Source organism: Streptomyces sp. NPDC049687 (assembly GCF_044465285.1).
Classification (GTDB): domain Bacteria; phylum Actinomycetota; class Actinomycetes; order Streptomycetales; family Streptomycetaceae; genus Streptomyces.
The window spans coordinates 18,461-42,269 of record NZ_JBITLN010000027.1; the positions used below are offsets into that span (position 1 = coordinate 18,461).

General features: G+C 70.5%; 20 protein-coding genes and 1 pseudogene. 11 read left to right on the forward strand and 10 right to left on the reverse strand.

Features of this window, described 5'->3' with window-relative positions; all coding sequences use genetic code 11:
* Nucleotides 1-12: 12 nt before the first annotated feature.
* From ACIBVL_RS41780 to ACIBVL_RS41795, 4 genes are all read left to right on the forward strand, one after another.
* On the forward strand, nt 13-618 hold the full coding sequence (locus ACIBVL_RS41780; protein ID WP_399106254.1) for an RNA polymerase sigma factor: 606 nt from the start codon (nt 13-15) through the stop codon (nt 616-618).
* Between the two features lie 107 nt (nt 619-725).
* Entirely contained in the window at nt 726-1,553 is an 828-nt protein-coding gene (locus ACIBVL_RS41785) for a DUF4397 domain-containing protein (protein WP_399106256.1), read from the forward strand.
* A 226-nt stretch (nt 1,554-1,779) separates the two neighbouring features.
* Entirely contained in the window at nt 1,780-2,214 is a 435-nt protein-coding gene (locus ACIBVL_RS41790; protein WP_399106257.1) for a class F sortase, read from the forward strand.
* On the forward strand, nt 2,214-2,639 hold the full coding sequence (locus tag ACIBVL_RS41795) for a hypothetical protein (protein ID WP_399106259.1): 426 nt from the start codon (nt 2,214-2,216) through the stop codon (nt 2,637-2,639). Before ACIBVL_RS41790 ends, ACIBVL_RS41795 begins: the two co-directional genes overlap by 1 nt.
* 673 nt (nt 2,640-3,312) lie before the next feature.
* Here ACIBVL_RS41795 and ACIBVL_RS41800 read toward each other — a convergent pair.
* From ACIBVL_RS41800 to ACIBVL_RS41810, 3 genes are read right to left on the reverse strand one after another with little or no spacing between them, the layout of a single operon-like run.
* A complete protein-coding gene (locus tag ACIBVL_RS41800; RefSeq protein ID WP_399106261.1) occupies nt 3,313-6,366 on the reverse strand; it encodes a hypothetical protein in 3,054 nt (1,017 codons plus the stop codon).
* Nucleotides 6,266-7,717, reverse strand: coding sequence for a trypsin-like serine protease (locus ACIBVL_RS41805; RefSeq protein WP_399106263.1), 1,452 nt, complete (start codon nt 7,715-7,717; stop codon nt 6,266-6,268). The genes ACIBVL_RS41800 and ACIBVL_RS41805 overlap by 101 nt, the downstream gene beginning before the upstream one ends.
* Nucleotide 7,718: 1 nt before the next feature.
* Entirely contained in the window at nt 7,719-8,135 is a 417-nt protein-coding gene (locus ACIBVL_RS41810) for a trypco2 family protein (protein WP_399106265.1), read from the reverse strand.
* A gap of 972 nt (nt 8,136-9,107) precedes the next feature.
* On the opposite strand from ACIBVL_RS41810, the gene ACIBVL_RS41815 reads away from it, so the two are divergent.
* Nucleotides 9,108-9,848 (forward strand): SDR family NAD(P)-dependent oxidoreductase, encoded by a 741-nt coding sequence (locus ACIBVL_RS41815; protein ID WP_399106267.1) that lies wholly within the window; start codon nt 9,108-9,110, stop codon nt 9,846-9,848.
* A 95-nt stretch (nt 9,849-9,943) separates the two neighbouring features.
* The gene (locus tag ACIBVL_RS41820; protein WP_399106269.1) at nt 9,944-10,399 is read left to right on the forward strand and encodes a creatininase family protein; all 456 of its coding nucleotides are present in this window, start codon (nt 9,944-9,946) and stop codon (nt 10,397-10,399) included.
* Nucleotides 10,400-10,415: 16 nt separating this feature from the next.
* Here the strand turns inward: ACIBVL_RS41820 and ACIBVL_RS41825 are convergent, their stop codons facing one another.
* The 4 genes and pseudogenes from ACIBVL_RS41825 to ACIBVL_RS41840 form a co-directional block, all read right to left on the reverse strand.
* On the reverse strand, nt 10,416-10,844 hold the full coding sequence (locus ACIBVL_RS41825; protein ID WP_399106271.1) for a VOC family protein: 429 nt from the start codon (nt 10,842-10,844) through the stop codon (nt 10,416-10,418).
* A gap of 189 nt (nt 10,845-11,033) precedes the next feature.
* A complete protein-coding gene (locus ACIBVL_RS41830; protein WP_399106273.1) occupies nt 11,034-11,603 on the reverse strand; it encodes a hypothetical protein in 570 nt (189 codons plus the stop codon).
* A 95-nt stretch (nt 11,604-11,698) separates the two neighbouring features.
* Nucleotides 11,699-11,890, reverse strand: a pseudogene (locus ACIBVL_RS41835) (XRE family transcriptional regulator); the annotation flags it as partial.
* Nucleotides 11,891-11,968: 78 nt separating this feature from the next.
* A complete protein-coding gene (locus ACIBVL_RS41840; protein ID WP_399106275.1) occupies nt 11,969-12,097 on the reverse strand; it encodes a hypothetical protein in 129 nt (42 codons plus the stop codon).
* Between the two features lie 98 nt (nt 12,098-12,195).
* Between ACIBVL_RS41840 and ACIBVL_RS41845 the strand changes: the two genes are divergently transcribed.
* Complete coding sequence (locus tag ACIBVL_RS41845; RefSeq protein WP_399106276.1) at nt 12,196-12,510, forward strand: putative quinol monooxygenase; 315 nt, start codon at nt 12,196-12,198, stop codon at nt 12,508-12,510.
* A gap of 106 nt (nt 12,511-12,616) precedes the next feature.
* Here ACIBVL_RS41845 and ACIBVL_RS41850 read toward each other — a convergent pair whose 3' ends face one another.
* From ACIBVL_RS41850 to ACIBVL_RS41860, 3 genes are all read right to left on the reverse strand, one after another.
* Nucleotides 12,617-13,480 (reverse strand): 3-hydroxybutyryl-CoA dehydrogenase, encoded by an 864-nt coding sequence (locus ACIBVL_RS41850; protein WP_399106278.1) that lies wholly within the window; start codon nt 13,478-13,480, stop codon nt 12,617-12,619.
* Nucleotides 13,481-13,541: 61 nt separating this feature from the next.
* The gene (gene icmF, locus ACIBVL_RS41855) at nt 13,542-16,787 is read right to left on the reverse strand and encodes a fused isobutyryl-CoA mutase/GTPase IcmF (RefSeq protein ID WP_399106280.1); all 3,246 of its coding nucleotides are present in this window, start codon (nt 16,785-16,787) and stop codon (nt 13,542-13,544) included.
* Nucleotides 16,788-16,985: 198 nt separating this feature from the next.
* Nucleotides 16,986-18,206, reverse strand: coding sequence for an acyl-CoA dehydrogenase family protein (locus ACIBVL_RS41860; protein ID WP_399106317.1), 1,221 nt, complete (start codon nt 18,204-18,206; stop codon nt 16,986-16,988).
* 240 nt (nt 18,207-18,446) lie between these two features.
* Here ACIBVL_RS41860 and ACIBVL_RS41865 point away from each other — a divergent pair, with 240 nt between their 5' ends.
* The 4 genes from ACIBVL_RS41865 (at nt 18,447) to ACIBVL_RS41880 (ending at nt 23,774) form a co-directional block, all read left to right on the forward strand.
* Entirely contained in the window at nt 18,447-19,271 is an 825-nt protein-coding gene (locus tag ACIBVL_RS41865; protein ID WP_399106282.1) for an enoyl-CoA hydratase/isomerase family protein, read from the forward strand.
* A gap of 149 nt (nt 19,272-19,420) precedes the next feature.
* Nucleotides 19,421-20,053: a hypothetical protein gene (locus tag ACIBVL_RS41870; RefSeq protein WP_399106284.1), complete on the forward strand. Its 633-nt coding sequence runs from the start codon at nt 19,421-19,423 to the stop codon at nt 20,051-20,053.
* Nucleotides 20,050-22,632, forward strand: a complete 2,583-nt coding sequence (locus ACIBVL_RS41875; protein WP_399106286.1) for a putative PEP-binding protein — start codon at nt 20,050-20,052, stop codon at nt 22,630-22,632. The genes ACIBVL_RS41870 and ACIBVL_RS41875 overlap by 4 nt, the downstream gene beginning before the upstream one ends.
* Entirely contained in the window at nt 22,629-23,774 is a 1,146-nt protein-coding gene (locus ACIBVL_RS41880; protein ID WP_399106288.1) for an acyl-CoA dehydrogenase family protein, read from the forward strand. Before ACIBVL_RS41875 ends, ACIBVL_RS41880 begins: the two co-directional genes overlap by 4 nt.
* Nucleotides 23,775-23,809: the final 35 nt, after the last annotated feature.

Sequence of the window (23,809 nt, forward strand, 5' to 3'; positions counted from 1 at the left end):
AGGAACCAGGCCATGATCACCAACACGCGCACCACGAACCTCGCTCCCGTGGAGGAGACGCGGTACGAGGAGGAGCTGGCTCGTGGCCTCCTCGCTGCCGACGAGGAGGCGTTCGCCGCGATCTACCGGCGCTGGGGCTCACTCGTCCACACCATGGCCACCCGGCTGCTGGGCGACACCCACGAGGCGGAGGACGTCACCCAGCAGGTCTTCCTCGGCGCCTGGCTCGGCCGGGTCGGCTTCCGCCCGGAACGGGGGCCGCTCGGCGCCTGGCTGGTCGGCATCACCCGCCGCAAGATCGTCGACGCGCTGGCGGCCCGGACGAGACGCCTCACGCTCATCGACTCGGCCGCCCGCGGGGCCGGCCCCGACCCGGTGCACGGGGACACGGCACCGGACCGCGTCCTGGACCGGGTGCTGCTCGTCGACGCTCTGTCGCGGCTGCCGCGCCCGCAGCGGGAGGTGCTCTGCATGGCCTTCTACGAGGACCTGACGCAGGCGCAGATCGCGGAACGGACCGGCCTGCCCCTGGGCACGGTCAAGAGTCACGCCCGTCGCGGTCTGCACCGTCTGCGCCTGGTGATCGAACAGTCCGTGGCCCCCGGCCAGGGCGCGTGACCACCTCGCACGAGCACGCCCGGCCGCGCATCCAAGGCGGCCACCACCCGCGAAACGAGACCGAGACTCCGCACCGTACGGAGGCTTCTTTCGAAGGGATGATCCCCATGAACTCCCGATTCCCCGTCGCCCTCGCGGCGTCCGCCGGCGCCTGCGCCCTGGCCCTCGGCGTGGCCGCCCCGGCCCTGGCCGACCAACAGGACAAGGCCATGGTGTCCGTCTTCCACGGCATCCCGGGACTGACCGTGGACGTGTACGCCAACGGCGACGAGCTGCTCAGCGACTTCAAGCCCGGCACCGTGACGAACCCGCAGTCCCTCGACGCCGGAACCTACGACATCAAGATCTTCGAAGCGGGCAAGGGACCGCAGGGCACTCCGGCCCTGGAGAAGGAGGTCGAGGTGCCCGAGGGCGGGAACGCCACGGTCGCCGCGCACCTCTCCGCCGACGGCAAGCCCCAGCTGACGGCCTTCACCAACGACGTCTCCGAGGTCGACGCCGGCAAGGCGCGTCTGACGGTCCGCCATGTCGCGGCCGCTCCCGCGGTGGACGTCCGGGCCGGCGGTCAGCCCGTCTTCACCGAGCTGACCAACCCGAAGCAGGACACCGCCGAGGTCGACGCGGGCACGGTCAACGCCGATGTGGTGCTCGCCGGGACGGACACCGTGGCCATCGGCCCGGCCGACCTGCCCCTGAAGGAGGGCACCAGCAACGTCGTCTACGCCTGGGGCAGCGCCGGCGACAAGAACCTGTCCCTGGCGACCCAGTCGTTCAGCGGCATGGCATCGGCCCCCCGGGGCGTCGACGCGGGCGGCAACGGCGCCGCCGTCACCCCGAACTCCTCCGACACGTGGCCGGCGTGGGCCGCCGCGGCCGGGGTGGTCACGGTGACGGGTGTCCTGACGGCCCGCCGCTTCGCCGGCCGGCGTGGGTGACGGCAGGCGACGGCGTCCGGGCCCGATCATGGCGGCTGCCGCACTGGCAGCCGCCATCGGCCTCCCGGGCACGCCGCCGGAACGGTCCGCGCTCCCACGGGACTTCGCGGCGGCCCCGTCGGACCGTCCCGCCTCCACGGCCGCCGCACCGCAACGGCCCGCGGACCCACTCCGGAAGCCGCCGCTACCCGCCGCGCCGCAGCATGGCCCACCCCGACGGATCCTGGTGGACGACGTGGACCTCGACGCGCGCGTCATCCCGGTGGGCGTGACGAAGCGGGGCGACACAACCGTCCCCGACGACCCGGCCACAGCCGGCTGGTACCGCTACGGCCCGGCGCCGGGCAGTGCCGAGGGCTCGGCCGTGCTGGTCGGCCACGTCGACACGGACTCCGGCGACCTGGGCGAATTCGCCACGCTGTACGAGGTGCGGCGAGGTCAGCGGGTGGAGGTACGCCGCACGGGCGCGCCCCCGGCGCACTACCGGATCGTCTCCCGCGTCACGGTCCCGAAGGACGAATTGTTCTCGTCGGCGTTCCGCCGCACGGGCGCCCCCGTCCTCACTCTCATCACCTGCGCGCCCCCGTACGTCCCCGAGCGGGGCGGCTACCTCTCCAACCTCGTCGTCACGGCGGAGCCCATCGAGTCCGGGGGACCGTAGTGAGCCATGTGGACCCGGCATACCTGGTCGAACTGGCCCTGGGCAACGCCACCCCGACCACCGCCGACGACGCGGCCCTGCACCACGTCGCCGAGTGCACCCGCTGCCGCGACGACCTCCACATGATGACCCGCGTGGTCGAGGCGGTCCGCACAGCGGAACTGATCGACCTGCCGTCGCCACCACCGGAACGGGTCTGGCGCGGGATCGCCCGGAACCTGTCACGCGAGCCGGAGACACCCGGACCGCCCCCACGCCCCCCGCACGCCCAGGACCACCGCAAGCGAGCGCTGCTCACCCTCCTCGCGCTCGCCGCGGCCGCCGCCATTGCCGCTGCAGGCGTGATTGCCCGTGCTCGCGTCGGTGACCCCCGGCGTCTGCGGCTTCGACGGCGAGTCCTTCCTGCCACGGCTGCGCCACGCTGACGTCCGCCTCCTGCTCGACGCACATCAACACCGCAGTGTCCGCGGACCCGAGTCCACCTGGGCGAACATGGTCACCATCACCGACGCGGCCGTCGGCCGACCGCTGCTGGAGCTGACAGATGCCCCCCCCCAGCGCTCCACCTACGCGCTGCGCGGGGCTCTGTCCCCTGACTTGCATCTCGGCTTCTGCAACTTGCGCGCTGCGTCGTCTGCCTGCGCCAAGTGTCCAATCGTTTGCCGCATGAGCAGGGTGTCCCGGCATTGACGCTCTGAGGGTGGCCCCACTCTTTCCGGTGTCCGAACTGGTCCCGGATCGAGGGATGGAGTGGAGTTCCGGCTTGGTCTGGGTTCTGGTTCAGCTTCCGTGGTGGGACCACAGTGAGTGACGGGATGGTCTCCGGGGCACTGCGGGGTCCTTGAGTCAGAACGGTGGGTCTTCGGAGTAGCGTCCCGTCCAGGATTTGCCCAGACCAGTGTGTGGTTCACCACCGGCCTATGGGTCGGCGCCGCCACCCAACGGGTCGCCCCGTTCGATCGAACGCGCCCACACCAGGCCCGGCGACGATCACGGTCCCAACCTCATCGCCGTCGCTCCGGTGCAACCCCGGCACTCCGCACGCCTACGCCCACCGCGGTACTCCAACAAGGGCTGGATCATGGTTCCGTGGTACCACTACGACGGCGGGGCCGGTGCGGCCTGCCGCTCCCGGTACCGGCACAGCGCTTCCTCAACTGCCAGCCGGCCCCAACTCTCGCCGCCGACTGCCGCCAACCACGCTTCGGCGTGGGCCGCCACGGTCTCGCCGTCCTTGGGAGCGAGGTCGAGCCGGTCGAGCAGAACGGCCAGGACGTTGGAGGCATCGGGATGGGTGCCGTACGAGCCCAGCCATTCCAGCGTTCGGCCGGTGGCGGCGGCCCGGTACGAGGCGTCCACCCTCGAGTTGCCGAGCACCGATCCCAGGAGCCGGCCCAGGTTGCTGCCATTGGTTTTGTTGATCCAGTGCGCGGCCAACTCCAGAGCGCCGGCGAGCTGGTCGGCCCGGAGGTCGTCGCGCTTCAGCAGGACCTCCAGGACGCCGACCTTCGTGGTCTGAGCGGCAGGACTCTCCAGCCAACGGAAGGCCAAGCGCACGGCCCGGCGCTGGTGTTCCGGGCTGAGAGCCAGGCGCAGTAGGCCGATCAGCAGCCCACGGTCGGGCGGTATCTTCTCGTCCTCCAGGACGCCGAGCGCGTACTCGGCGAGGCGAGCGGCCCGGCCCGGATCCAGGTCCCGCCGGAATCGGACGCCCTTGAGTAGCGCGGCAGCGGGCCCGGGCCCGGCATCAAGCAGTGCCAAGAGCCCGTCGATGCACCGAACGTACTGGTCGAGGCCGATGTCACGGCTCGCTGTCAGCGCCGACACCACGTGGGGGACACCCTCGGCGGTGGGGTTGTTCCGGAGCCAGCTCAGGGCCCGGTCGACGGCATCCGTGGGTCGGTCGGCATCCCACCGCTGCAACAAGGGGGCAATGACGAAGGAGGCGTACGGGTGGTCTCCGTGGAGCCTCAGCCATGTGAAGGCGAGCGTCTCGACGGGCTCAGGCCAGTCGCGGGCGTGCTGACGTTGCTGAAGCAGCTGGGAGAGGACGAAACGGGCGTTCTCGGAGGGCAGATGGTCGGCGAGCCATTCCTGCGCCACCCCCTCGATCACCTCGGTCTCCTCGTCCGTGAGATCGGTCAGTCCGAGAAGCGGGTCCAGCACGAAGGAGGCTTCTGGCCGTGCTCCGTGGCGGTCCAGCCATGTGAGCGCGAGGTCGACGGCCCGCGAGGTCTGACCGTCGAGGAATCTGCGGCGTTCCAGCAGAGGCCCCAACACGTACGTCGCCTCGAACTCCGGCTCGATTTCCTCCAGCAGGTCCAGAGCCCGACCGACGGCATCGCGGAGCGCATCGGGACCGACGCCGTGACACCGCAGCACATGCGCCAGCGTGCTCCGCACCAACGCGGGGTTGTCATTGTCGTTCAGTAAGGTCAACACGGTGCGGGCCGCTCTGTCGACGTAACCGCCGGCGGCGTCGGGACGGAGAAGTGCGGCCACGACATATAGGCCGCCGCTGCCCAGCCCGTGACGGGTGAGCCAGGTCACCGCATCCCCGGCCAGCTTCTGTGCGGCCTCCCGGTCGATGTCGGAGCGGATCAGCAGGGCACTGAGCAGGAACTTCGCGTCACCGACCAGACCATGCGCACGCAGCCATGTCTGGGCGGCATCGACCGCTGTTGCCGCCCGCCGGGTGCCTAGGTCCTCGCGAAGCAGCAGTTCGGCCAGCACGTAGGTCGCCCGACCGGCCGGCGCATGAAGGCGCAGCCATCCGAATGTGTGGTCGAGTACGGCTCGTGGGTTCGCGACCCCCCGTCGACACCGTGCCAGTAACGGTTCCAGGACGAACGAGGCGTCGATGTGAAACCCGTACTTCTTCAGCCACGCGAGGGCGCGCCGAGTCACGCGCTCTTCCTTGTCGGCCTGGAGGTTCTCGCTGCGCAACGCGGCGTCCAGCACCAGCGCGGTCGCCGTGGGCTGTGTCTGAGCTCCGAGCCATGCCAGGGCCCTCTCGACTGCGTCGGTTTGACGCGTCTCGTCGAGATCCTTGCGGAGCAGCAGCGGCCGCAGCACCAGGCCGGCGTCGGGATTCCGCTTGCTCCGCCGCATCCACGCGAGGGAGAAGTCGATCACCGCGACGGCACGGTCGGCCTCGAGGTCTTTCCGCCGGAGCAGGGTGGCGAGCAACCGAGCGCCCGTCTTGGTCATGGTTCGTTGCTGTTCGAGCCACCTGAGCGCGTGTTCCGCGGCCTTGTCGCAGTCCCGGGCGGAGACTCCGTCGGCCTCGAGCAGATCACGGAGCAGCTGGCTCACGTCACGGGTCGTCCACTGTCGGTTCACCCAAGCGAGGCAGGCGTCCGCGAGATGCTTCGACACGCCACCGACGGAGTTGTGTACGGCGCTGGCCAGGACGGTCGCCGCCTCTCCGGGATCGCGCTGCTCGGTCTCGTCCAGCCAGGGCCTGACCAGCCGGTCCCAGCTGTCGTTCACCCCCTTGCGCCAGGGCGGGCCCGACAGCATGGTGAGCATGATGGACCGGCTGGCCCCCGGTTCGTCGGCGACCAGTGCGGCCAGCTGATCGGTACTGCCCACGAGCCAGTTCGCGCAGGCGCGCTCCACCGCCCTGCGGTGCGTGGCTTCGAGATCGGCCGTCCACCGCCGCAGGTGGCGGGAGGCCACGCTGAAGGTCCGGCCACCGGCCAGGAACGCGGACAGCAGTGTCTTCAGCACGTCACCGCGGACCGTGTCGCCGCCCGGCAAGACGGCCCTCCGCAGGAGCTCGTCCGTGACGATGTCGTGGACGGCGTCGATCCCCTGACCGGACTCCACCAGCCAGCCCAGGTGAAGTAGCCGCCCGACCACACCCTCGGGTCCGTCCCGGAAGGTCAGATCCGACCAGCTGGCGAGGAACCGCTCCACGGCCGTCTCGACGGCGTCCTGGTCCTGCTCGCACGAGGCCGCCGCGACCGCCGAGGCCAGCAGCAGAGTCTCCCTGGCCGGCTCGCCGAAGTCCTCCTTGGTGCGCTGCTGCAGCCAGAAGAGCAGGTCCTCAGGCCGGGGTGGGACGAGATCCAGCTCGCCGGAACCCGGCCTTGAGCCGGGACTCGAGTTCCCGTGCGATGAGCAAGGCGATGATCGGCCGCTGCCCACACACCTCCGAGAGCCGTTCCGCGCCCCAGGCTTTGGTTTTCAGCATTCCGGGCGCGACGTCCACGAAGATCTGACTGATCACCTCCGCCGTGTGTTCCCGATCGCTTCGGAGGGGCACCTCGTCGAGCAGAAGTCCGACGCCGTTCTCCCTGAGCTTGCCGAGCATGCCCGGCCGGACCGACGCGACGCAGGCGACGCGGCCCTCCGGGTCGTCCGTCCGCAGTGCCTCCCCGAAGGCTTCGAGGTTCAGGGCGTCATAGCTGTCGAGGTAGTCGAAGATCAGCAGTACGCGCTGCCGTCCGGCCTGTTCTCGGACAACCGCCATGACGTCGTCGGTCGACACCTCTGGGGAACGGGCGACGTGCAGCACCTGCCAGGGCGGGCGCTGCTCGAGCGCGGCCTTCGCGACCTCGAAACACGTCCGGGTCTTGCCCGCCCCTGCCGGGCCGATCAGCAGGACGCCCCGCTTGGACTCCTGCCCCGACGCCGAAACGGTCAGCCCGGCCAGCCTCCTGAACAGCCGTTTCGGGTCCGAGTCGTCACGCGGGCTGACAAACCGGAGCATGTCCCGAGTCAGGTACGAGCCCTTGTCCCGAAGCCGCGCCAACTCGTCGGTGTGGGTGCGGATGTGCGGCGAGAGCCGGGCCCGGCTCCCGACCCCGTCGGCGGTGACGTCCTCGAGCGTTGTCGTGGTTCCGGGGTGCCCGCACCTGGTGACGAGGCCAGCGAAGCCGGGCAGGCTCAGGGCCTCGTGGACCGGGACGGCGTGCAGGCGTCGATAGCCCATGGTCCGGTTGTCCTCGGCCACCACTCCGACCAGACGACCGTGGCAAAAAATCGCTGCCCCCGATGCGCCCTCCCACGGGCGTTCTTTGCCGCGGCCGGGAGCCGGCCAGACGGGGCAGTTCAGCACCCAGCCCGACGACGAGGTCGAGACGACCGGCAACTCGCCGCGCAGGTACTCGAAGTGTGCCGGGCTTCCGGCGTCGGCCGCGAAGGCGGGGAAGCCCGCCCCCTCGAACGGCACCGGCACGATCCCGCCCGGGCGGCCCCAGCGCACCGGCGGTTCGCCGGTGTCCACCGGCTCGTCCAGCCACAGCAGCGCCAGGTCCAGGGCGTCGGCGGGTGGGGCATCCCTTTGCGGGTCCGGCCAGCACACCTGTGCACGCCGGTCGACCGGGCCAGCCCCGTAGCGGGGATGCCCAACTCGCACTTCAGCCCTTCCTGCCCACCCTCCCTCGGGGCGCACGACATGAAGGGCGGTCAAAACGAGTTGCGGGCCGATGAGATAGCCCGAACCACAACCACCCGGATCGCCGGTGCGAACCAAGGCGAGGCGATCCGGATCCATCTCATGACTCCCACGGCCGCAGCGGAGCCCCCTTGGAGGCATCAGGTGTCCCATCCGACGATTCAGCATCGGTGCTCCGCACCTGGGGGGCGTCCGCGTCCGCGAGGCCCCCGCCCGCGCGGCTGATCTTGGCCCGTGCACCTCCCAGCGCCTCGTCGTGAACCTGAAGTGTGAGCGTCAGCGTCTGACGGCGGGTACTTCCCAGACCACCTCCGACCTCCCCGTTGGTCTTGGCACCGGGAAGCCCTACCTCGACCTTCACACCACCCTTGCCGTCGCGGCGGAATTCCACATCCAGCGTGAGCTGCGCCTGCTCCACCTCGAACCGCAACTGCTGGCCGGCACCCACGTCTTGCGCCGCATACAGCTCCCGCCTCAGCTCCTGCAACGCCTCGCTCAGTGAAATTCCCGCGTCCACAGCTTCCCCTCGAACTCCGGCGCCCGGCTCCGACGCCCCGGATGGCAGTCTGTCCCATCCAGCCGGGCCCTCGCGGAGTTTCACCACTCCAAACCCACGGAGCGTCTCCACCTACAGCTCGATCTGGAGTACTCGATGCCGGGCGAGGGGCAGCCGACGGCACGGCTCGCGCCGTCTGTTGCAGAGCGTTCCTCACCAGAAGGCCGCTTCCAGACGGCGCCGGGGCCGTCCGCTGGCACCCCCGCCAACAACAAGTAACGAAGGTAACCCAGGAGTTGGAGCCACCGGCGAACGGATTCGACCGGGGGCTTCGATCCAGACATCTGATCGTCGCACCCCGATTCGCCTCACCGGCACGGCTGCCCACAACACGTGTTTCTCGGAAGTGTTCGCCAGTTTGCTGAAGAAGAACTGCGGGCACGGCACGCCCCCGGCAAAGAGATCAGCAGCCGGCTCGCCTTGGAGAACGGTGGGTTGCCGAGGACAGGGCGGGCCCGCCCTGGGACAGGCCCGCGAGAGGGGTCAGCGGCGGGTCTCCCACCACCGGATGATCCGGGTCACCGCGCCGCTGCCGAGCCTGTACGCCGCGCCCTGCAGGAACTCGCCCGGACGTGTCCTCCCTGCTGGCGGCGCTCTCGCAGTGGTCGGTCAGGGGGAGCGGGCATGCGAAGACGAGGGCACCGTCGACGTCCAGGTGGCCGTCGTCGGCGGGGTTTCGGGTTCCTGGGCGAGGCGGTCGACGACGTGGTCGGCGGCGTCGGACCGGTTGAGGATCCAGCGGCACACTACAGACAGCCGCTGCCCGGCCTGGGCGGCGCGGACGGGGTCCGGGTCCGGGTCCGGGTCCGGGTCCGGGTCCGGCTAATACTCCAGTGTGGTTTCGTGATCAGGATGGTGTTGCCCTTCGGGAGGCCGAACGCCAGGTCGGATTCCCGCCAGCTTCCGGCGCTGGTGCCAGCAATGCTCAACGTCATGAAGCGACTTGAAGGAAACGTAGCCTTGATCACGGGTGGCAGCCGGGGCATCGGTGCCGCTGTGGCGTTACGACTGGCCGAAGAAGGCGCCGACGTCGTCCTGACCTATGAGAACAGCGCGGAACGCGCCACCCAGGTAGTGGAGCAGATCAAGGCCAGAGGGCGCCGGGCACTGGCCATCCAGGCCGACAGCGCCGTCCCTGAGGCACTCACCTGGGCGGTGGACGAGGCCGCCGCGATGTTCGGCAGACTCGACATCCTGGTCAACAACGCCGGAGTCTTCCTCGTTGGCCCACTCGAAGACCTGGGGTCGGCAGAGATCGATCGCACCCTGGCGGTGAACGTGCGGGCGCCGTTCGAAGCGTCCCGGGCGGCAGTGCGTCACATGGGCCAGGGCGGCCGCATCATCAGCATCGGCAGCAATGTCGCCGAACGTGCGGTCTTCCCCGGACTGGCGCTGTACTCGATGAGCAAGACGGCTCTGGTCGGGATGACGAAGGGCCTGGCCCGAGAACTCGGTCCGCGTGGAGTCACCGTCAATCTGGTGCATCCCGGCCCAACCGACACCGATACCAACCCCGCTGACGGGCCGAACGCCGAGGTGATCGCCGGCTTCACGGCTGTGGGCCGCTATGCGGAAGCGGCCGAGATCGCGGCCACCGTCGCCCACCTGGCAAGCGCGGACGGCTCGTACATCACCGGAGCCTCGATCCATGTCGACGGCGGCTTCACCGCCTGACACGCGGCAGGCGCCGCTTGGCGCGCCGCTGAGACGCCCATGGCCGGCCTCGTCGGCGGAAACGCCGGACCCCCCGGCGCGCCGCTGCCGTTCCTGTGGCCACTGAACTGGCACGCAGCACCTGGCCGGCGGTGCCCACCGGAGACGTCCTCGTCCTCGTTCCGGTCGGCTCCACCGAACAGCACGGCCCGCACCTGCCGCTGGCCACCGACAGAGCGCATGTCTGGACACGGTCCGGTAGTTCGGAGAAGGCCCGCTCTGCGGCGCAGCACCACCCGCGAAGGCACGGGCATCCCGTACTTGGTTTTGTTCACGAGTTTGGACAGGCACGGGAGCTGCGGCCGGGAGCCGTACGCACGCGAGCCGGCGCACGCGCCCGGTGTTCACGGGTTCGGGCCGGAGTGCAGGAGCTGGCACACCGGCCGGTGGACGAAGGACGTCACGGCGTGCGAGGTGGCCGCGCTCGTGCGGGCCTTCGTCGACGCGTCCCTCGCCGCGCGGGAGGGCTTGCCTCCGCCCGCAGTTCGGGACCCATCGCCCTCACGGGATGACTCCCGCCCCGTACGCTCAGTCGATACAGAACTCGTTGCCCTCGATATCCAGCATCGGGATGCACGAATCATTGCCGTCATAGAGCGTTTGCACGTGTACCGCGCCGAGCGGGACCAGCCGTGCGCATTCGGCCTCAAGTGCCGCGAGGCGCTCTTTTCCGACAAGTCCGGTGCCGACCCGCACATCAAGATGCACCCGGTTCTTGGCAGCCTTCCCTTCGGGGACGCGTTGAAAGTACAGCCGCGGGCCCACTCCTGAGGGATCAATGCAGGCGAACCAAGAATCCCGCTGCTCAGGCGGCTGCGAACGCTTGTAATCGTCCCAAGTGGCAAACCCCTCTGGTGGCGGCGGTACGACGTACCCCAACACCTCGCACCAGAAACGAGCGAGACGCTCAGGTTCTGCGCAGTCAAAAGTGACTTGGAACTTCTTGATCGCTGACATCAGCGCACCGTACCAAGGGGACTTGGGATTCTACCGTTCACTTCCTCGGAGGGTCTGGCTGCAACCCCATCAGGGGCCGGGCCATCTCGGACATCAAGTGATCAAACCGGAGGGCCGCGAGGACGACGCGACCCTGGCGGCGAGGCCCACAGGGGCCCAAGGATTCAGCCCTGCCCAACTACCCGCATGTCAAAGATCAGCTACGGGGCAACCCTTAGCCAGGGCCTTTTTGAGCGTCAGGTGGAAGAGCGCGGTCGGGTCTTCCACGAGTTTCCTGACCCGCTCGAAGTCGTGGCCGTGGAACCACTCGAAGATCCGGCCGCCGTCGATGTGGCCGTTCAAGACGTGGTGCAGGTTCGTGAGGATCATGGATTCCAGCCGGTATGCCTCACTCCGGGTCCCGACAGGGGCGGAGACCCATCCGTCGACCAGGGCGTACCCGAGGTTGCGCGCCTGAGTCTCGTACTTGTCGAACTGCCGCTCAGGGGCCCCGGTGGACCCGACCTTCACTACTGCGCGCAAGCCCTGGAAGCCCAGTGCGTACAGCCGGCCGCCCTCGTTCTCCGGCTCCGGCAGCCCTTCCCGCAGTCGTTTGCGCACCAGGTAGGAGGTCAGCCTGATCTCTGTTTGCTGCCACGGCGGCACAGCCCCGGCGCGGAGGGCAGATATCGCTTTCGCGCGGGCCGCCTCGGGGCCGATCTCTTCGGCCCACTTCTCCATGATGACTTCGCGGATGATCTGTTGTGGGATACGTGGCATCGCGTCAGCTTCTCAGGCAGCACTGACAAAAGGACACGCGAGCGAGCCCTGGACCACATCGGTCCGGGGCTCGCGGGCTGTTCGGGGCACGGCCGCTACAGGTCGAAGTCGAGGTGCTGGACGTCCGTGAAGCGGACCTCCTCCAGGCTTCCGGCGCGGCGGCCGCCGTCCTGGAAGTACACCTCCTCCAGTGCCTCAGCCGCGATCTCCCGCAGACGCTGGTCGGTGGCGCCCTGCTCCTGGGCGTCGAGGAGGCGGGCCGCGTACTGCGGCGGCGGGGCGACGGTCGGTTCGTTCTTGCCGGCCAGGTGCCAGTAGACCGCCCCGGGGCCGGTGGCCAGGCGTTCGCTCAGCACCCCGGAAGGTCAGCCCCTTTCCTCGCCCGCTGCGTCCGGCACGCCGATCGCGGCCTCGACGATCAGCTCGCGGGGAGTGCGCTGGTGTGCCGCTCGGCCTTCTTGCGCGTCCGTGGTGTCACGCTTCCAGTTTGACATGTCTGGAACCTTGTTCCAATCTCTCTTTGGAACAAGGTTCCAGAAGGGGGTGGCCGGCTCCAGCCGGACGGCCCCGCCGCTGAACAGAAGGAGTGGACATGGCACTGCAGGACCAGCCCGCGTACCTCATCAGGATGCGCGCCAAGCCCGGACTCGGCGAGAAGCTGTTCGCGCTGGCCACTGAGGGGATGGAGAAGTCGGGAGCCTCCGACCGGTTCGTCATCGCCCGCGAGGACGCCGACCCCGACGTGCTGTGGAACATGGAAGTGTTCCGCAGCCGCGAGGCGAAGGACGCCTACGAGAACAGCCCCCTCGCCGATGAGCTGCGTGACGAGATCATCGGCCTGCTCGCCGAACCGCCCATGCGGATCGAGGTCCACCCCTACTCCGCCCTGCCCGCCGACCCGGCCTGAGCCGGGGCGGGGTGCCCGCCGTCCGGCACTCCAGGCGGCGGGTGCCCGGCCCGGTATCAGTCAGGCGGTGGGCCGGCCTCGAGCCGTCCCCTCCGCATGCTCACCGTCAGGCGGTGTGCTCGTAGAACCCGTGGCCGCTCTTGCGGCCCAGACGGCCGGCGGCGACCATGCGGCGCAGCAGGGCGGGAGGCGCGTACAAGGGTTCCTTGAACTCCTCGTACATCGACTCCGCCACCGCCTGTGCGGTGTCGAGACCTATGAGGTCGAGCAGCCGCAGCGGGCCCATGGGGTGGGCGCAGCCCAGTTCCATGCCGCGGTCGATGTCCTGCGCGGTCGCGGATCCGGCCTCCACCATGCGCACCGCCGCGAGCAGGTAGGGCACGAGGAGTGCGTTGACCACGAAGCCGGAGCGGTCGGTCGCCTCGACGACCTCCTTGCCCAGGGCTTCGGAGGCGAAGACCCTGGCCCGAACGAGGGTGTCGGGACTGGTGGTGAGGGCGGGGATGATCTCGACCAGGGCCTGCACCGGCACCGGGTTGAAGAAGTGCATGCCCAGGACGTGGGCGGGCCGCTGGGTCGCCACCGCCAGGTCGACGATGGGGATCGACGAGGTGTTGGTGGCCAGAATCGCCTCGGGGTCGGTGAGGACCTGGTCGAGGGTCTTCAGGACACCGGTCTTCAGGTCACGGTTCTCGGCGACGGCCTCGATCACGAACTGACGGTCGGCCATGTCCTTGAGGTCGGCGGAGTAGCTCAGCCGGGAGCGCGCGCCGTCCCGCGCCTCCTCGGTGATCTTGCCGCGGCGCAGACCGCGGTCGAGGGAGGCCTCGACACGTCGGCGGCCTGCCTCGGCGGCTTCGGAGGACGACTCGGCGACGAGGACGTCGACGCCGCTGAGTGCGGCGACTTCGGCGATGCCGGAGCCCATGAGGCCGCAGCCGACGACACCGAGACGCGAGACGGTTTCCATGCGGGTGACCCTTTGTGTGGGACGAACGGGGACAGGCGGGTGTGCGGGGCGTGTTCGAGGCTCAGACGTTGCGGCGGTACTCGCCGCCGACCTCGAAGAACGCCTCGGTGATCTGCTGGAGCGAGCAGACCCGGGCGGCGTCCATCAGGACGGCGAAGACGTTCTCGCCGCTCGTGGCGGCACGCTTGAGTTCGGTGAGGGCGGCCTCGCCCTCGGCGCGGTGCTCGCTGCGGAAGCCCTCGACGCGGGCGAGCTGGGACTGCTTCTCCCCTTCGGTGGCGCGGGCCAGCTCCACCACCGAGTGTTCGCCTTCACCGCCGGGCTTGCGGAAGGTGTTGACGCCGATGATGGGCAACGTTCCGTCGTGCTTGCGCTGCTCGTAGAGCATCGACTCGTCCTGGATGCGGCCGCGCTGGTAGCCCGTCTCCATGGCCCCGAGGACTCCGCCGCGCTCGCTGATCCGCTCGAACTCGGTCAGCACGGCCTCTTCGACGAGGTCGGTGAGCTGGTCGATGATGTACGAGCCCTGCAGCGGGTTCTCGTTCATCGCCAGACCCCACTCGCGGTTGATGATGAGCTGGATGGCGAGGGCCCGGCGGACCGAGTCCTCGGTGGGAGTGGTGACGGCCTCGTCGTAGGCGTTGGTGTGCAGGCTGTTGCAGTTGTCGTAGACGGCGATGAGCGCCTGCAGGGTGGTACGGATGTCGTTGAAGTCCATCTCCTGGGCGTGCAGGGAACGGCCCGAGGTCTGGACGTGGTACTTGAGCTTCTGGCTGCGCTCCCCCGCCCCGTACCGGTCGCGCATGGCCACCGCCCAGATACGGCGGGCGACCCGGCCCAGGACGGTGTACTCGGGGTCCATGCCGTTGGAGAAGAAGAAGGACAGGTTGGGTGCGAAGTCGTCGACGGCCATGCCGCGGGCGAGATACGCCTCGACGTAGGTGAAGCCGTTGGCGAGGGTGAAGGCGAGCTGGCTGATCGGGTTCGCCCCGGCCTCGGCGATGTGGTAGCCGGAGATGGACACGGAGTAGAAGTTGCGCACACCCTGCTCGATGAACCACTCCTGGATGTCGGCCATCATCCGCAGGCTGAACTCGGTGGAGAACAGGCAGGTGTTCTGGCCCTGGTCCTCCTTCAGGATGTCGGCCTGGACGGTGCCCCGCACGTTCTGCAGGACGTAGGTCCGGATCTCGCGGGCCTCCTCGGCGGTCGGTTCGCGGCCGTGTTCGGCGGTGAAGGCGTCGAGCCGCTGGTCGACGGCGGTGTTGAGGAAGAAGGCCAGGACGGTGGGTGCCGGGCCGTTGATGGTCATGGAGACCGAGGTGGTGGGGGACGTGAGGTCGAAGCCCGCGTAGAGCGCCTTCATGTCGTCGAGGGTGGCCACGGAGACGCCCGACGTTCCGATCTTGCCGTAGACGTCGGGACGTACGGCCGGGTCGTGGCCGTAGAGAGTGACGGAGTCGAAGGCGGTGGACAGCCGGGTCGCCTCGCTGTGCCGGGAGAGGTAGTGGAAGCGGCGGTTGGTGCGCTGGGGGTCGCCCTCGCCGGCGAACATCCGTGCCGGGTCCTCGCCCTCGCGCTTGAACGGGAACACGCCGGCCGTGAACGGGAAGCGGCCGGGCAGGTTCTCCGCGCGCAGGAAGCGCAGCAGTTCGCCGTGGTCCTCGTAGCGGGGCAGGGCGACGCGGGGTACGAGATTTCCGGACAGGGACTCGCGGACCAGGGCGGTGCGCAGCTCGCGGCCGCGGACGGCGGTCACCAGTTCCTCGCCGGAGTACTCCCGCACGGTCTTCGGCCAGTCCTCCAGCAGGTGACGGGTGGACGGGTCCAGGCGTTCGTCGGCGCCGGCGAGCAGCTTCTCGACGTCGGCGGTGGGCGCGTTGGCCGCGGTCAGCTCGTCCCGCACGGCGGTCAGCCGCTGGGTACGCCGGGCGACCCCGGCCTGGGCGGCGGTGTCGGCGTGGTAGCGGCGTACGGTCTCGGCGATCTCGGCGAGGTAACGGACCCGGGCGGTGGGCACGATCTGCGCGGCGCCGGTGGAGTGCCGCACCGTGGTCGCCGGGAGGGTGCCCGGGCCGGCCGGGAGGCCGTGTTCGGTGAGCAGGCCCAGCAGGTGCTGGTAGAGGGCGGTGACGCCGTCGTCGTTGAAGGTGGCGGCGCTGGTGCCGAAGACGGGCATGTCCTCGGGCCGGGAGCCGAACGCCTCTCGGTTGCGCACCAGTTGGCGCCCGACGTCACGCATCGCGTCCGCCGCGCCGCGCCGCTCGAACTTGTTGATGGCGACGACGTCGGCGAAGTCCAGCATGTCGATCTTCTCGAGCTGGGAGGCCGCACCGAACTCGGGTGTCATGACGTAGAGGGAGACGTCGGAATACGGGGCGATGGCAGCGTCGCCCTGGCCGATGCCGGGGGTCTCCACGATCACCAGGTCGTATCCGGCGGCCTTGCAGGCGGCGATGGCGTCGGCGAGGCCTTCGGGGAGTTCGTGATGGCCACGGGTGGCCAGGGACCGGAAGAAGACCCGGTCGCCGTCCAGGCTGTTCATCCGGATCCGGTCGCCGAGCAGCGCTCCGCCGCCGCGGCGCCGGGTGGGGTCGACGGCGAGCACGGCCACGCGCAGCTTGTCCTGCTGGTCGACGCGCAGCCGCCGTACGAGTTCGTCGGTCAGGGAGGACTTGCCCGCGCCGCCGGTGCCGGTGATGCCGAGGACGGGTGCGGAGCGCGCGGCCGCGGCCCGGCGCAGCGCTCGAAGGTCCTCGTCCGGCACGGTGGCGGACTGCAGGGCGCTGAGCAGCCGGGCGAGTGCGCGGCGTTCGCCCGCGAGTACGCCCGCGAGCTGGGCGGGGGTGTCCACCCAGGGAGCGGTGTCGCAGTCCCTGACGATGGTGTTGATCATGCCGGCGAGGCCGAGGCGCTGCCCGTCCTCGGGGGAGAAGATCCGCACCCCGGCGTCGGCGAGCCGCTGGATCTCCTCGGGGACGATCACCCCTCCGCCGCCGCCGAAGACCTTCACATGGCCGGCGCCGCGTTCGCGGAGCAGTTGGGCGAGGTATTCGAAGTACTCGACGTGGCCGCCCTGGTAGGAGCTGACGGCCACGCCCTGCACGTCCTCCTCCACTGCGGCGTCGACGATCTCGCCCACTGAGCGGTTGTGGCCGAGGTGGATGACCTCGGCCCCCTGCGCCTGAAGGATGCGCCGCATGATGTTGATCGAGGCGTCGTGGCCGTCGAAGAGGCTGGATGCGGTGACGAGACGCACGGGGTGCTGCGCTTGGTGGAGCTGCGGTGCGCTGGTGCCATCGGTCACGGTGTACTCCGGACGGCCTGCCCGTGGCGACGGCGACGGGCAGGGAGGTCGATTACTAGGACGTCCTAGTAATGGGGGGAGGGAAAGCCGTACGCTCCGGAAAGAACCCCGCGCCGTACGGCTTTGAGAAGCTTCCCTCATCGATTGACTGTAGTCAATGACAAGAAAGTAGCGGGCAGGCGGACGACCGACAGCCCGTCACGAGCCGGCGGATCCGGCCTGACGCGGTCGGCGGTACGGCTTCACCGCGCGGCGGGCGATGGCGAACCGATGGGTCTCGGACGGACCGTCGTAGATGCGGAACGGCCGTACCTCGCGGATCAGACGCGCCAGCGGGGCGTCCTCGGCCGAGATGCCCAGCGCGCCGCAGATCTGCACCGCCCGGTCGACGACCCGGCCCACCGCCTCCGCCACGAAGACCTTGGACACCGACGAGAACTGCGCGGCACTCGCGAAACCGTTGTCCAGTTCCCAGGCGGTGCGCAAGATCAGCGCGCGGCTCGCCTCGATGTCGATCTCGGAATCGGCCAGCATCTGCTGCACCATGCCGAGGTCTCCGAGGAGCGAACCGAAGGCCTCGCGGGTCCCCGCGCGCTCCAGCGCGACATCCTGGGCACGCCGCGCGGCCCCCAGCCAGCGCATGCAGTGCGTCAGCCGGGCGGGACCGAGACGGACCTGGGCGTTCTCGAAGCCCCGGTGCACCTGGCCGAGCACCTGCTCCTCACCCACCAGGCACTCCTCGAACACGAGTTCGCTGTGTCCCGCGAAGAGGCTCTCGTCCAGCGTGTCGATGTTCCTGACGAGGCGCATGCCCGGGTTCCCGGCGTCGACGAGGAACATGGTGGCGCCACCCGGGCCGCCCGGACTGCCGTCGGTGCGGGCCATGACGATGGTGAAGGCGGCACCGTCGGCGCCGGTGATGAACCACTTGCGCCCGTCGATGCGCCAGCCGCCGGGGACCCGTACCGCCGTGGTCCGCAGCGAGCGGGGGTCGGCGCCGGCGCCGGGCGCCGGTTCGGTCATCGCGAAACACGAGCGGTACTCACCCGTTGCCAGTGGGCGCAGATAGCGCTCCTGCTGCTCGTCGGTGGCCACCTTCTCGAGCAGGTGCATGTTGCCCTCGTCCGGAGCCGCGCAGTTCAGCGCCAGCGGGCCGAGCACGGAGTACCCGGCGGCCTCGAACACCACCGCCTGCCCACGCAGGTCGAGCCCGTGCCCGCCCCACCGCTCGGGGACGTGCGGCGCGAAGACACCCGCCTCACGGGCCCCCTTCTGCAGGGTCTCCCGCAGAGCCTGTGGGGCGTGATGGACGGACCCGCCGCACTCGCGCTCGGCCGGGATCACCACCTCGCGCACGAACTCGGCCGTGGCCTCGGCAAGCCGGGCGACTGACGGATCGACATCGAACTGGATCGGCACGGTTCCTCCCGCCGACGGGCGTACGGGCGCCAGTGCCCGCCGCATCGGTGAAACTGTACAACGACTTAAGTATCTCTCCCCCGGTCGCGACAAAATATGTGACTGCGCAGCAGTGATCCAGAGGGAGAAGGGCCAACCGTTGCCGAAACTGTAGGACGGGTCCAGTATGTGAGCGCCGTTTCGACGAGCCGTTCCCGCACAGGGGATACGACCGTCGTCCACGATGGGAGAAGACCTCCGATGAGCACCGAGCCGGTCCGGGTCATACGCCACCCCGACGGGGTCGTCGAGCTGCTGCTGGACGACCCCGGACGTGGAAACGCCCTGGATCTCCCGACCGCCGAGGCCCTGCGCGACGCGGCCGCCCGCGTCATCGCCGATCCGGGCGGCGCCGTCCTGCTGCGGGCGGCGGGCGGGAACTTCTGCGTGGGCGGCGACCTGCGCGCCTTCGCCGGACGGGGCGCGGACACCGCCCCCTACGTGCTCGCGGTCGCCGGGGCGGCGCACGAGGCCGTCCGAGCCCTGCACGAGTTGCCCGTGCCCGTGGTGACCGCCGTGCGCGGCGCGGCGGCGGGCGGCGGGATCGGGCTGGCCCTGGCGGGCGACATCGTGGTGGCGGCCCGTTCCGCGCGCTTCCGGCTGGCCTACACGGCGATCGGGCTCACCCCGGACTGCGGCGCCTCGTGGATCCTGCAGCGCCTGCTGGGCCCTCGGCGAGCGGCGGACCTGATCCTCACCAACCGGGTCCTGACCGGTGAGGACGCCGAGCGTTGGGGCCTGGTGTCCCGGGTCGTGGAGGACGCCGAGCTGGATGACATCGCCTACCGGACCGCCGCCGAGCTGGCCGCCGGCTCCGGTGCCGCGCTGCGGGCCGCGAAGGAGCTGCTGCGAGCGGGCGCCGAGGCGCCTTTGGACAAGCACCTCGCCGAGGAGGCGCGCTCGATCGCCACCCTGGCGGGCGGCCCGGAGGCTCAGGCCGCGATGGAGTCGTTCCTCGCCGCACGGTCTCGCGGCAGGGCACCCGCCGGGCGTCCGGCAGACGAGAAGCCGCAAAGTGTTTCTTGAGTACCTCTTCACTAACGGGGTTGCTGGAGCGTAACCTCCGGGCAACACAGATCGCAGTCCTCTGCGTCGCATCACAGCTCGCAGTTCCTGCGACCCGGCAACCGTCGCCGCGCGGCCTCAGCCCGCGCCCCCACAGAGAAGGTGTGGAGATGCATTCTGCTGCCGCGGAGCAGACAGACACTCTCGACAATTCCCTCACCGAAGCCGTCATCGACCTGGTCCTGCGCGGCATGTGGCGCGGTGTACCGGAGCCCCAGTACCGGCAACTGGTCGACGCCGGGCTCGCCATGGTGAAGGGCCCGGTGGTGCTGCCCACCGAGGACGCCAAGAACGCCGCGGCGAAGATGCTGCGCATTCCGGCGGGTTCGGAGCAGCAGGACCAGATCAACGCGGTCTACGAGGCGTTCCTGCCGGTCAACCGAAAGGTGCGCGAGGTCTGCACGGCCTGGCAGTGCCGCCCGGACGGAAGCGTCAACGACCACAGCGACAGCGTCTACGACGCCGAGGTGCGCGAGATGCTGGAAGACGTGCACGAGGCCATCCAGCCCGTACTGCGCAGGCTGGAGCGGCTGCTCGCGGGCAGCGGCCGGTATCTCACCGGCCTCGACGAAGCCCTCGACCGGTTCGACGACGGCGGCACGCAGTGGTTGGCCTCCCCGCTCTGCGACTCCTACCACACCGTGTGGATGCGGCTGCACCAGGAACTGCTGCTGGTCCTTGGCATCAGCCGGGCCGAGGACGAGGTCCTTGAGGAGGAGCTGGTCCGAAGGAGCCGAGGTTGAGCGTCACCGAACGACCCACGGGCACCGTCGCCCAGCCCCAGGCGCAGGCTCCCGGCCTTGCCCTGGTGCCGTACGGCCAGGGGCGCACCCGGGGCCTGGACGCCGATGAGCTGGGTGCGCACGGCATCGCGATGGACCGGCTGGTGGCCCTCGGGCTGCCGGTCGTCCCGGGGCTGACCGTGCCCGCGGGCTTTGCACAGTCGCTGGGCGAACCCGGCACCGCCGGTGCGGCCGTCGAACTCGTCGAGCAACTGTCCGGACGCCGGGTCGGCGACCCGGCCCGGCCGCTGCTGCTGCGTCTGTCGGCGAGCGCGCCGAGCGAGGTCGCGGGGCTGCCGCCCGATCTCGCCTGTCTCGGAGTCACCCCGGGCAACGCCCCGGACCTGTGCGCCGTCATCGGCCGCTCGGAGGCACTGTACGAGGTGTGGGCCGCCACGGTCCGGATGATCGCGGAGTACGCCCTCGACATTCCGGCCGCCGTGCTGGACGACGCCCTCCTCGACGCCCCGGAGCCCCGCTCCCGCATCGAGGCACTGCTGTCCCTGGTCGCGCGGCACGCCGAGCGGCCCTTCCCCGACGACCCGGCCGAGCAGCTCGCACTGGCCGCCCGGGCGGTCCTCGCCCGCTGGGACTCGCCGCGCGCCAGAAGATCACGCCGGGCCCAGAAGCTTCCCGCCGACCTGGGCATAGCGCTGCACGTTCAGGCGCTGCGGATCGGACCCTCGGAGCACTCCGGCTACGGGACAGCGGTCAGCCGCCACCCCGAGACCGGACGCTTCGGCGCGCAGGGCGCGTTCTTCCGGGGCGTACGCCGCAGCCTGCCGCCCCCCAGCACCGGCGAACCGCTCGAGAAGCTGGCCTCGGGCACGACGCTCCTCGAGCATTCGCTGCTCACGCTCGAGCGCCATCTGCACGCACCCGTCTGCGTCGACTTCGAGGTGCGCGACGGCGAGATCTCGCTGCTCGCCGCCTCGGTGCAGAGCCGCCCGCCGCTGCGCGCCTCGGTGTGCCTGGCCGCCGACCTGGCCCGCAACGGGGCGATCGACAAGGAGGACGCGGTACGCCGGATCACCCCCGCGCAGGTGCAGGAGCTGCTGCACCCGCAGCTGAGACTGACCGGGAACGAGGAACTCCTGGTACGCGGGCTGCCCGCGTCCCCGGGAGCCGCGGCCGGCGTCATCGCGCTCTCCAGCGAACGCGCCCTGGAGCTGGCCGCCGAGGACAGGCGCGCCGTGCTGGTGATGCACGAGACCTCACCGGCCGACGTCCCCGGCATGCTGGCCGCCGCCGCGGTACTGACCGGCAGCGGAGGCATCGCCTCGCACGCGGCGGTGGTGGCGCGCGGCGCCGGCAAGCCGGCGGTGTGCGGTGCCGAGGGGCTGCGGGTGGACCACGCGTCCGGCACGGTACGGATCGGAGACCGGGTGCTGCGCGAGGGCGACCCGGTGTCGCTCGACGGCCGCACCGGCGCCGTCTACGCCGGAACGCTGCGGATCAGCGTCGCCGGGCCGCCGCCCGAGCTGTCCACCCTGCTGGAGTGGGCCGACGGCGCGCGGCGGCTCGGTGTGCGGGTCAACGCCGACACCGCGGTTGAGGTGAACACCGCCGTCGCCCTCGGCGCGGAGGGTGTGGGCCTGTGCCGTACGGAGCACCAGTTCCTCGGCGAGCGGCTGCCGCTGATCCGCAGCGTCATCCTGGCCGCCGACCCGGCGGCCCGCGACGAGGCACTGATCGCCCTGGAACACGCCCAGCACGAGGACTTCAAGGCGCTGCTGGCCGCGGTGGGCGACCGCCCGGTCACCGTAAGACTGCTGGACGCGCCGCTGCACGAGTTCCTGCCCGCACCCGGTGAGGCCGGGGACGCGGCGGCCGAGCAGCAGGCGGCGTCGCTGCGGGAGGCCAACCCCATGCTCGGGCTGCGCGGCGTACGACTGGCGCTGCTGCACGAGAGGCTGTATCCGGCGCAGGCCGAGGCGCTCTTCTCGGCCTGGGCGGATGTCGCCGCCACCGGTGTCACACCCCAGCTGGAGGTGATGATCCCGCTGGTCAGCCTGCCCGAGGAGCTTCGGACCGCCGCCGCCTTCGTGCGCACCGCCGCCGAGACGGTGGCCGCCCGAACCGGCGTGCAGGTGCCGTACCGGCTGGGCACCATGATCGAGACGCCGCGGGCCGCCCTGCTGGCCGCCGAACTCGCCGAGCACGCCGAGTTCTTCTCCTTCGGCACGAACGACCTCACCCAGCTCACCTACGGGTTCTCCCGGGACGACGTGGAGCGCCAGGTGCTCACCTCGTACCAGGAACGCGGGTTCCTCACCGCCAGCCCGTTCGCCCGGCTCGACCCGCACGGCGTCGGCGCGCTGATCGCGCTGGCCGTGGAGAGGGCCAGGAGCGTACGACCGGACATCAAGCTCGGCGTGTGCGGTGAGCACGGCGGGGATCCCGAGTCGATCGCGTTCTGCGACGACCTGGGACTGGACTACGTCTCCTGCTCCGCGCACCGCGTGCCGGTCGCCCGGATGGCGGCGGCACACAGCGTGCTGCGCGGACGTGGGAGCGACCTGAACAGGACAGCGACATGACGACCGTGACCGACCGCGCCGGCGGAGCGACCGAGACGTCCGTGGCCACCGAGCCCTCCGAGGCCGAGCTGGCGGATCTGCGCGAGACCGTACGGTCGGTGTGCGCCGACGCGGGCGGCATCGCGGCGGTGCGCGGGCTCGACGAGTACTCCCCCGGCATCGACACCGACCTGTGGGAGATCCTCGGCCGCCAGGTGGGTCTCGCCGCTCTCGGCCTGCCGGAGGACGTGGGAGGTGTCGGCGGCCTCGCCGAGATCGCCGTGGTCTGCGAGGAACTCGGCAGGACGCTGGCCCCGGTGCCGCTGCTGTCCTCCACCGTGCTGGCCGGGCAGGTGCTGGCCGGCTGCGGCACCGCCGCGAAGCCGCTGGCGGAGCTGGCCGAGGGCCGGGTGCACGCGCTGGCGGTGGTCGCGCCCGACGGTGTGTGGCGACCGGACGCCGTGCCGGTGGGAGTCACGTGGCGAGGTGGCGGCGCGGTCCTCGACGGCACCGCGCCGTTCGTCCTGGACGGGGCCGACGCCGAGGTTCTGGTGGTCGCGGCCGCCGGTCCCGACGGTGTGGACCTCTTCCTCGCCGACCCACGCGAGCCGGGCGTGACCGTGCGCCGGCTGCCCACACTGGACCTGAGCCGGGGGCAGGCGGTGGTCAGTTTCTCCGGCGCCCGGGCACGTGCGCTGACCGCAGGAGGCGAGGGGACGGAGGTCGTCGCCCAGGCCCTGGACACGGCGCTGGTGGCACTGGCCGCCGAGCAGCTCGGCGGTGCCCAGGCCGCCTTGGACATGACGGTGGCGCATGTGCGGGAGCGTACGCAGTTCGGCAGGGCGATCGGCAGCTTCCAGGCCGTCAAACACACCTGCGCGGACATGCTGCTCCAGGTCGAGTCCGCGCGGTCCGCGGTGACGCGCGCGGTCCGTGCCGCCGGGTCCCCCGAAGGACTCGCCGAGGCCGCGGCGGTGGCTCAGTCCTGGTGTGGCGAGGCGTTCACGCTCGTCGCGGCCGAGTGCGTTCAGCTTCACGGCGGCATGGGCTTCACCTGGGAGCACGACGCGCACCTGTACTTCCGGCGCGCGCAGTCCGACGCGGTGCTGCTGGGCGGTACCGCGCACCACCGGGAGCGGCTCGCCGGGCTGCTGGGCTGGTAGCCCGCACCCCGTGCCCGCAATCGGTGCCAGCCGGC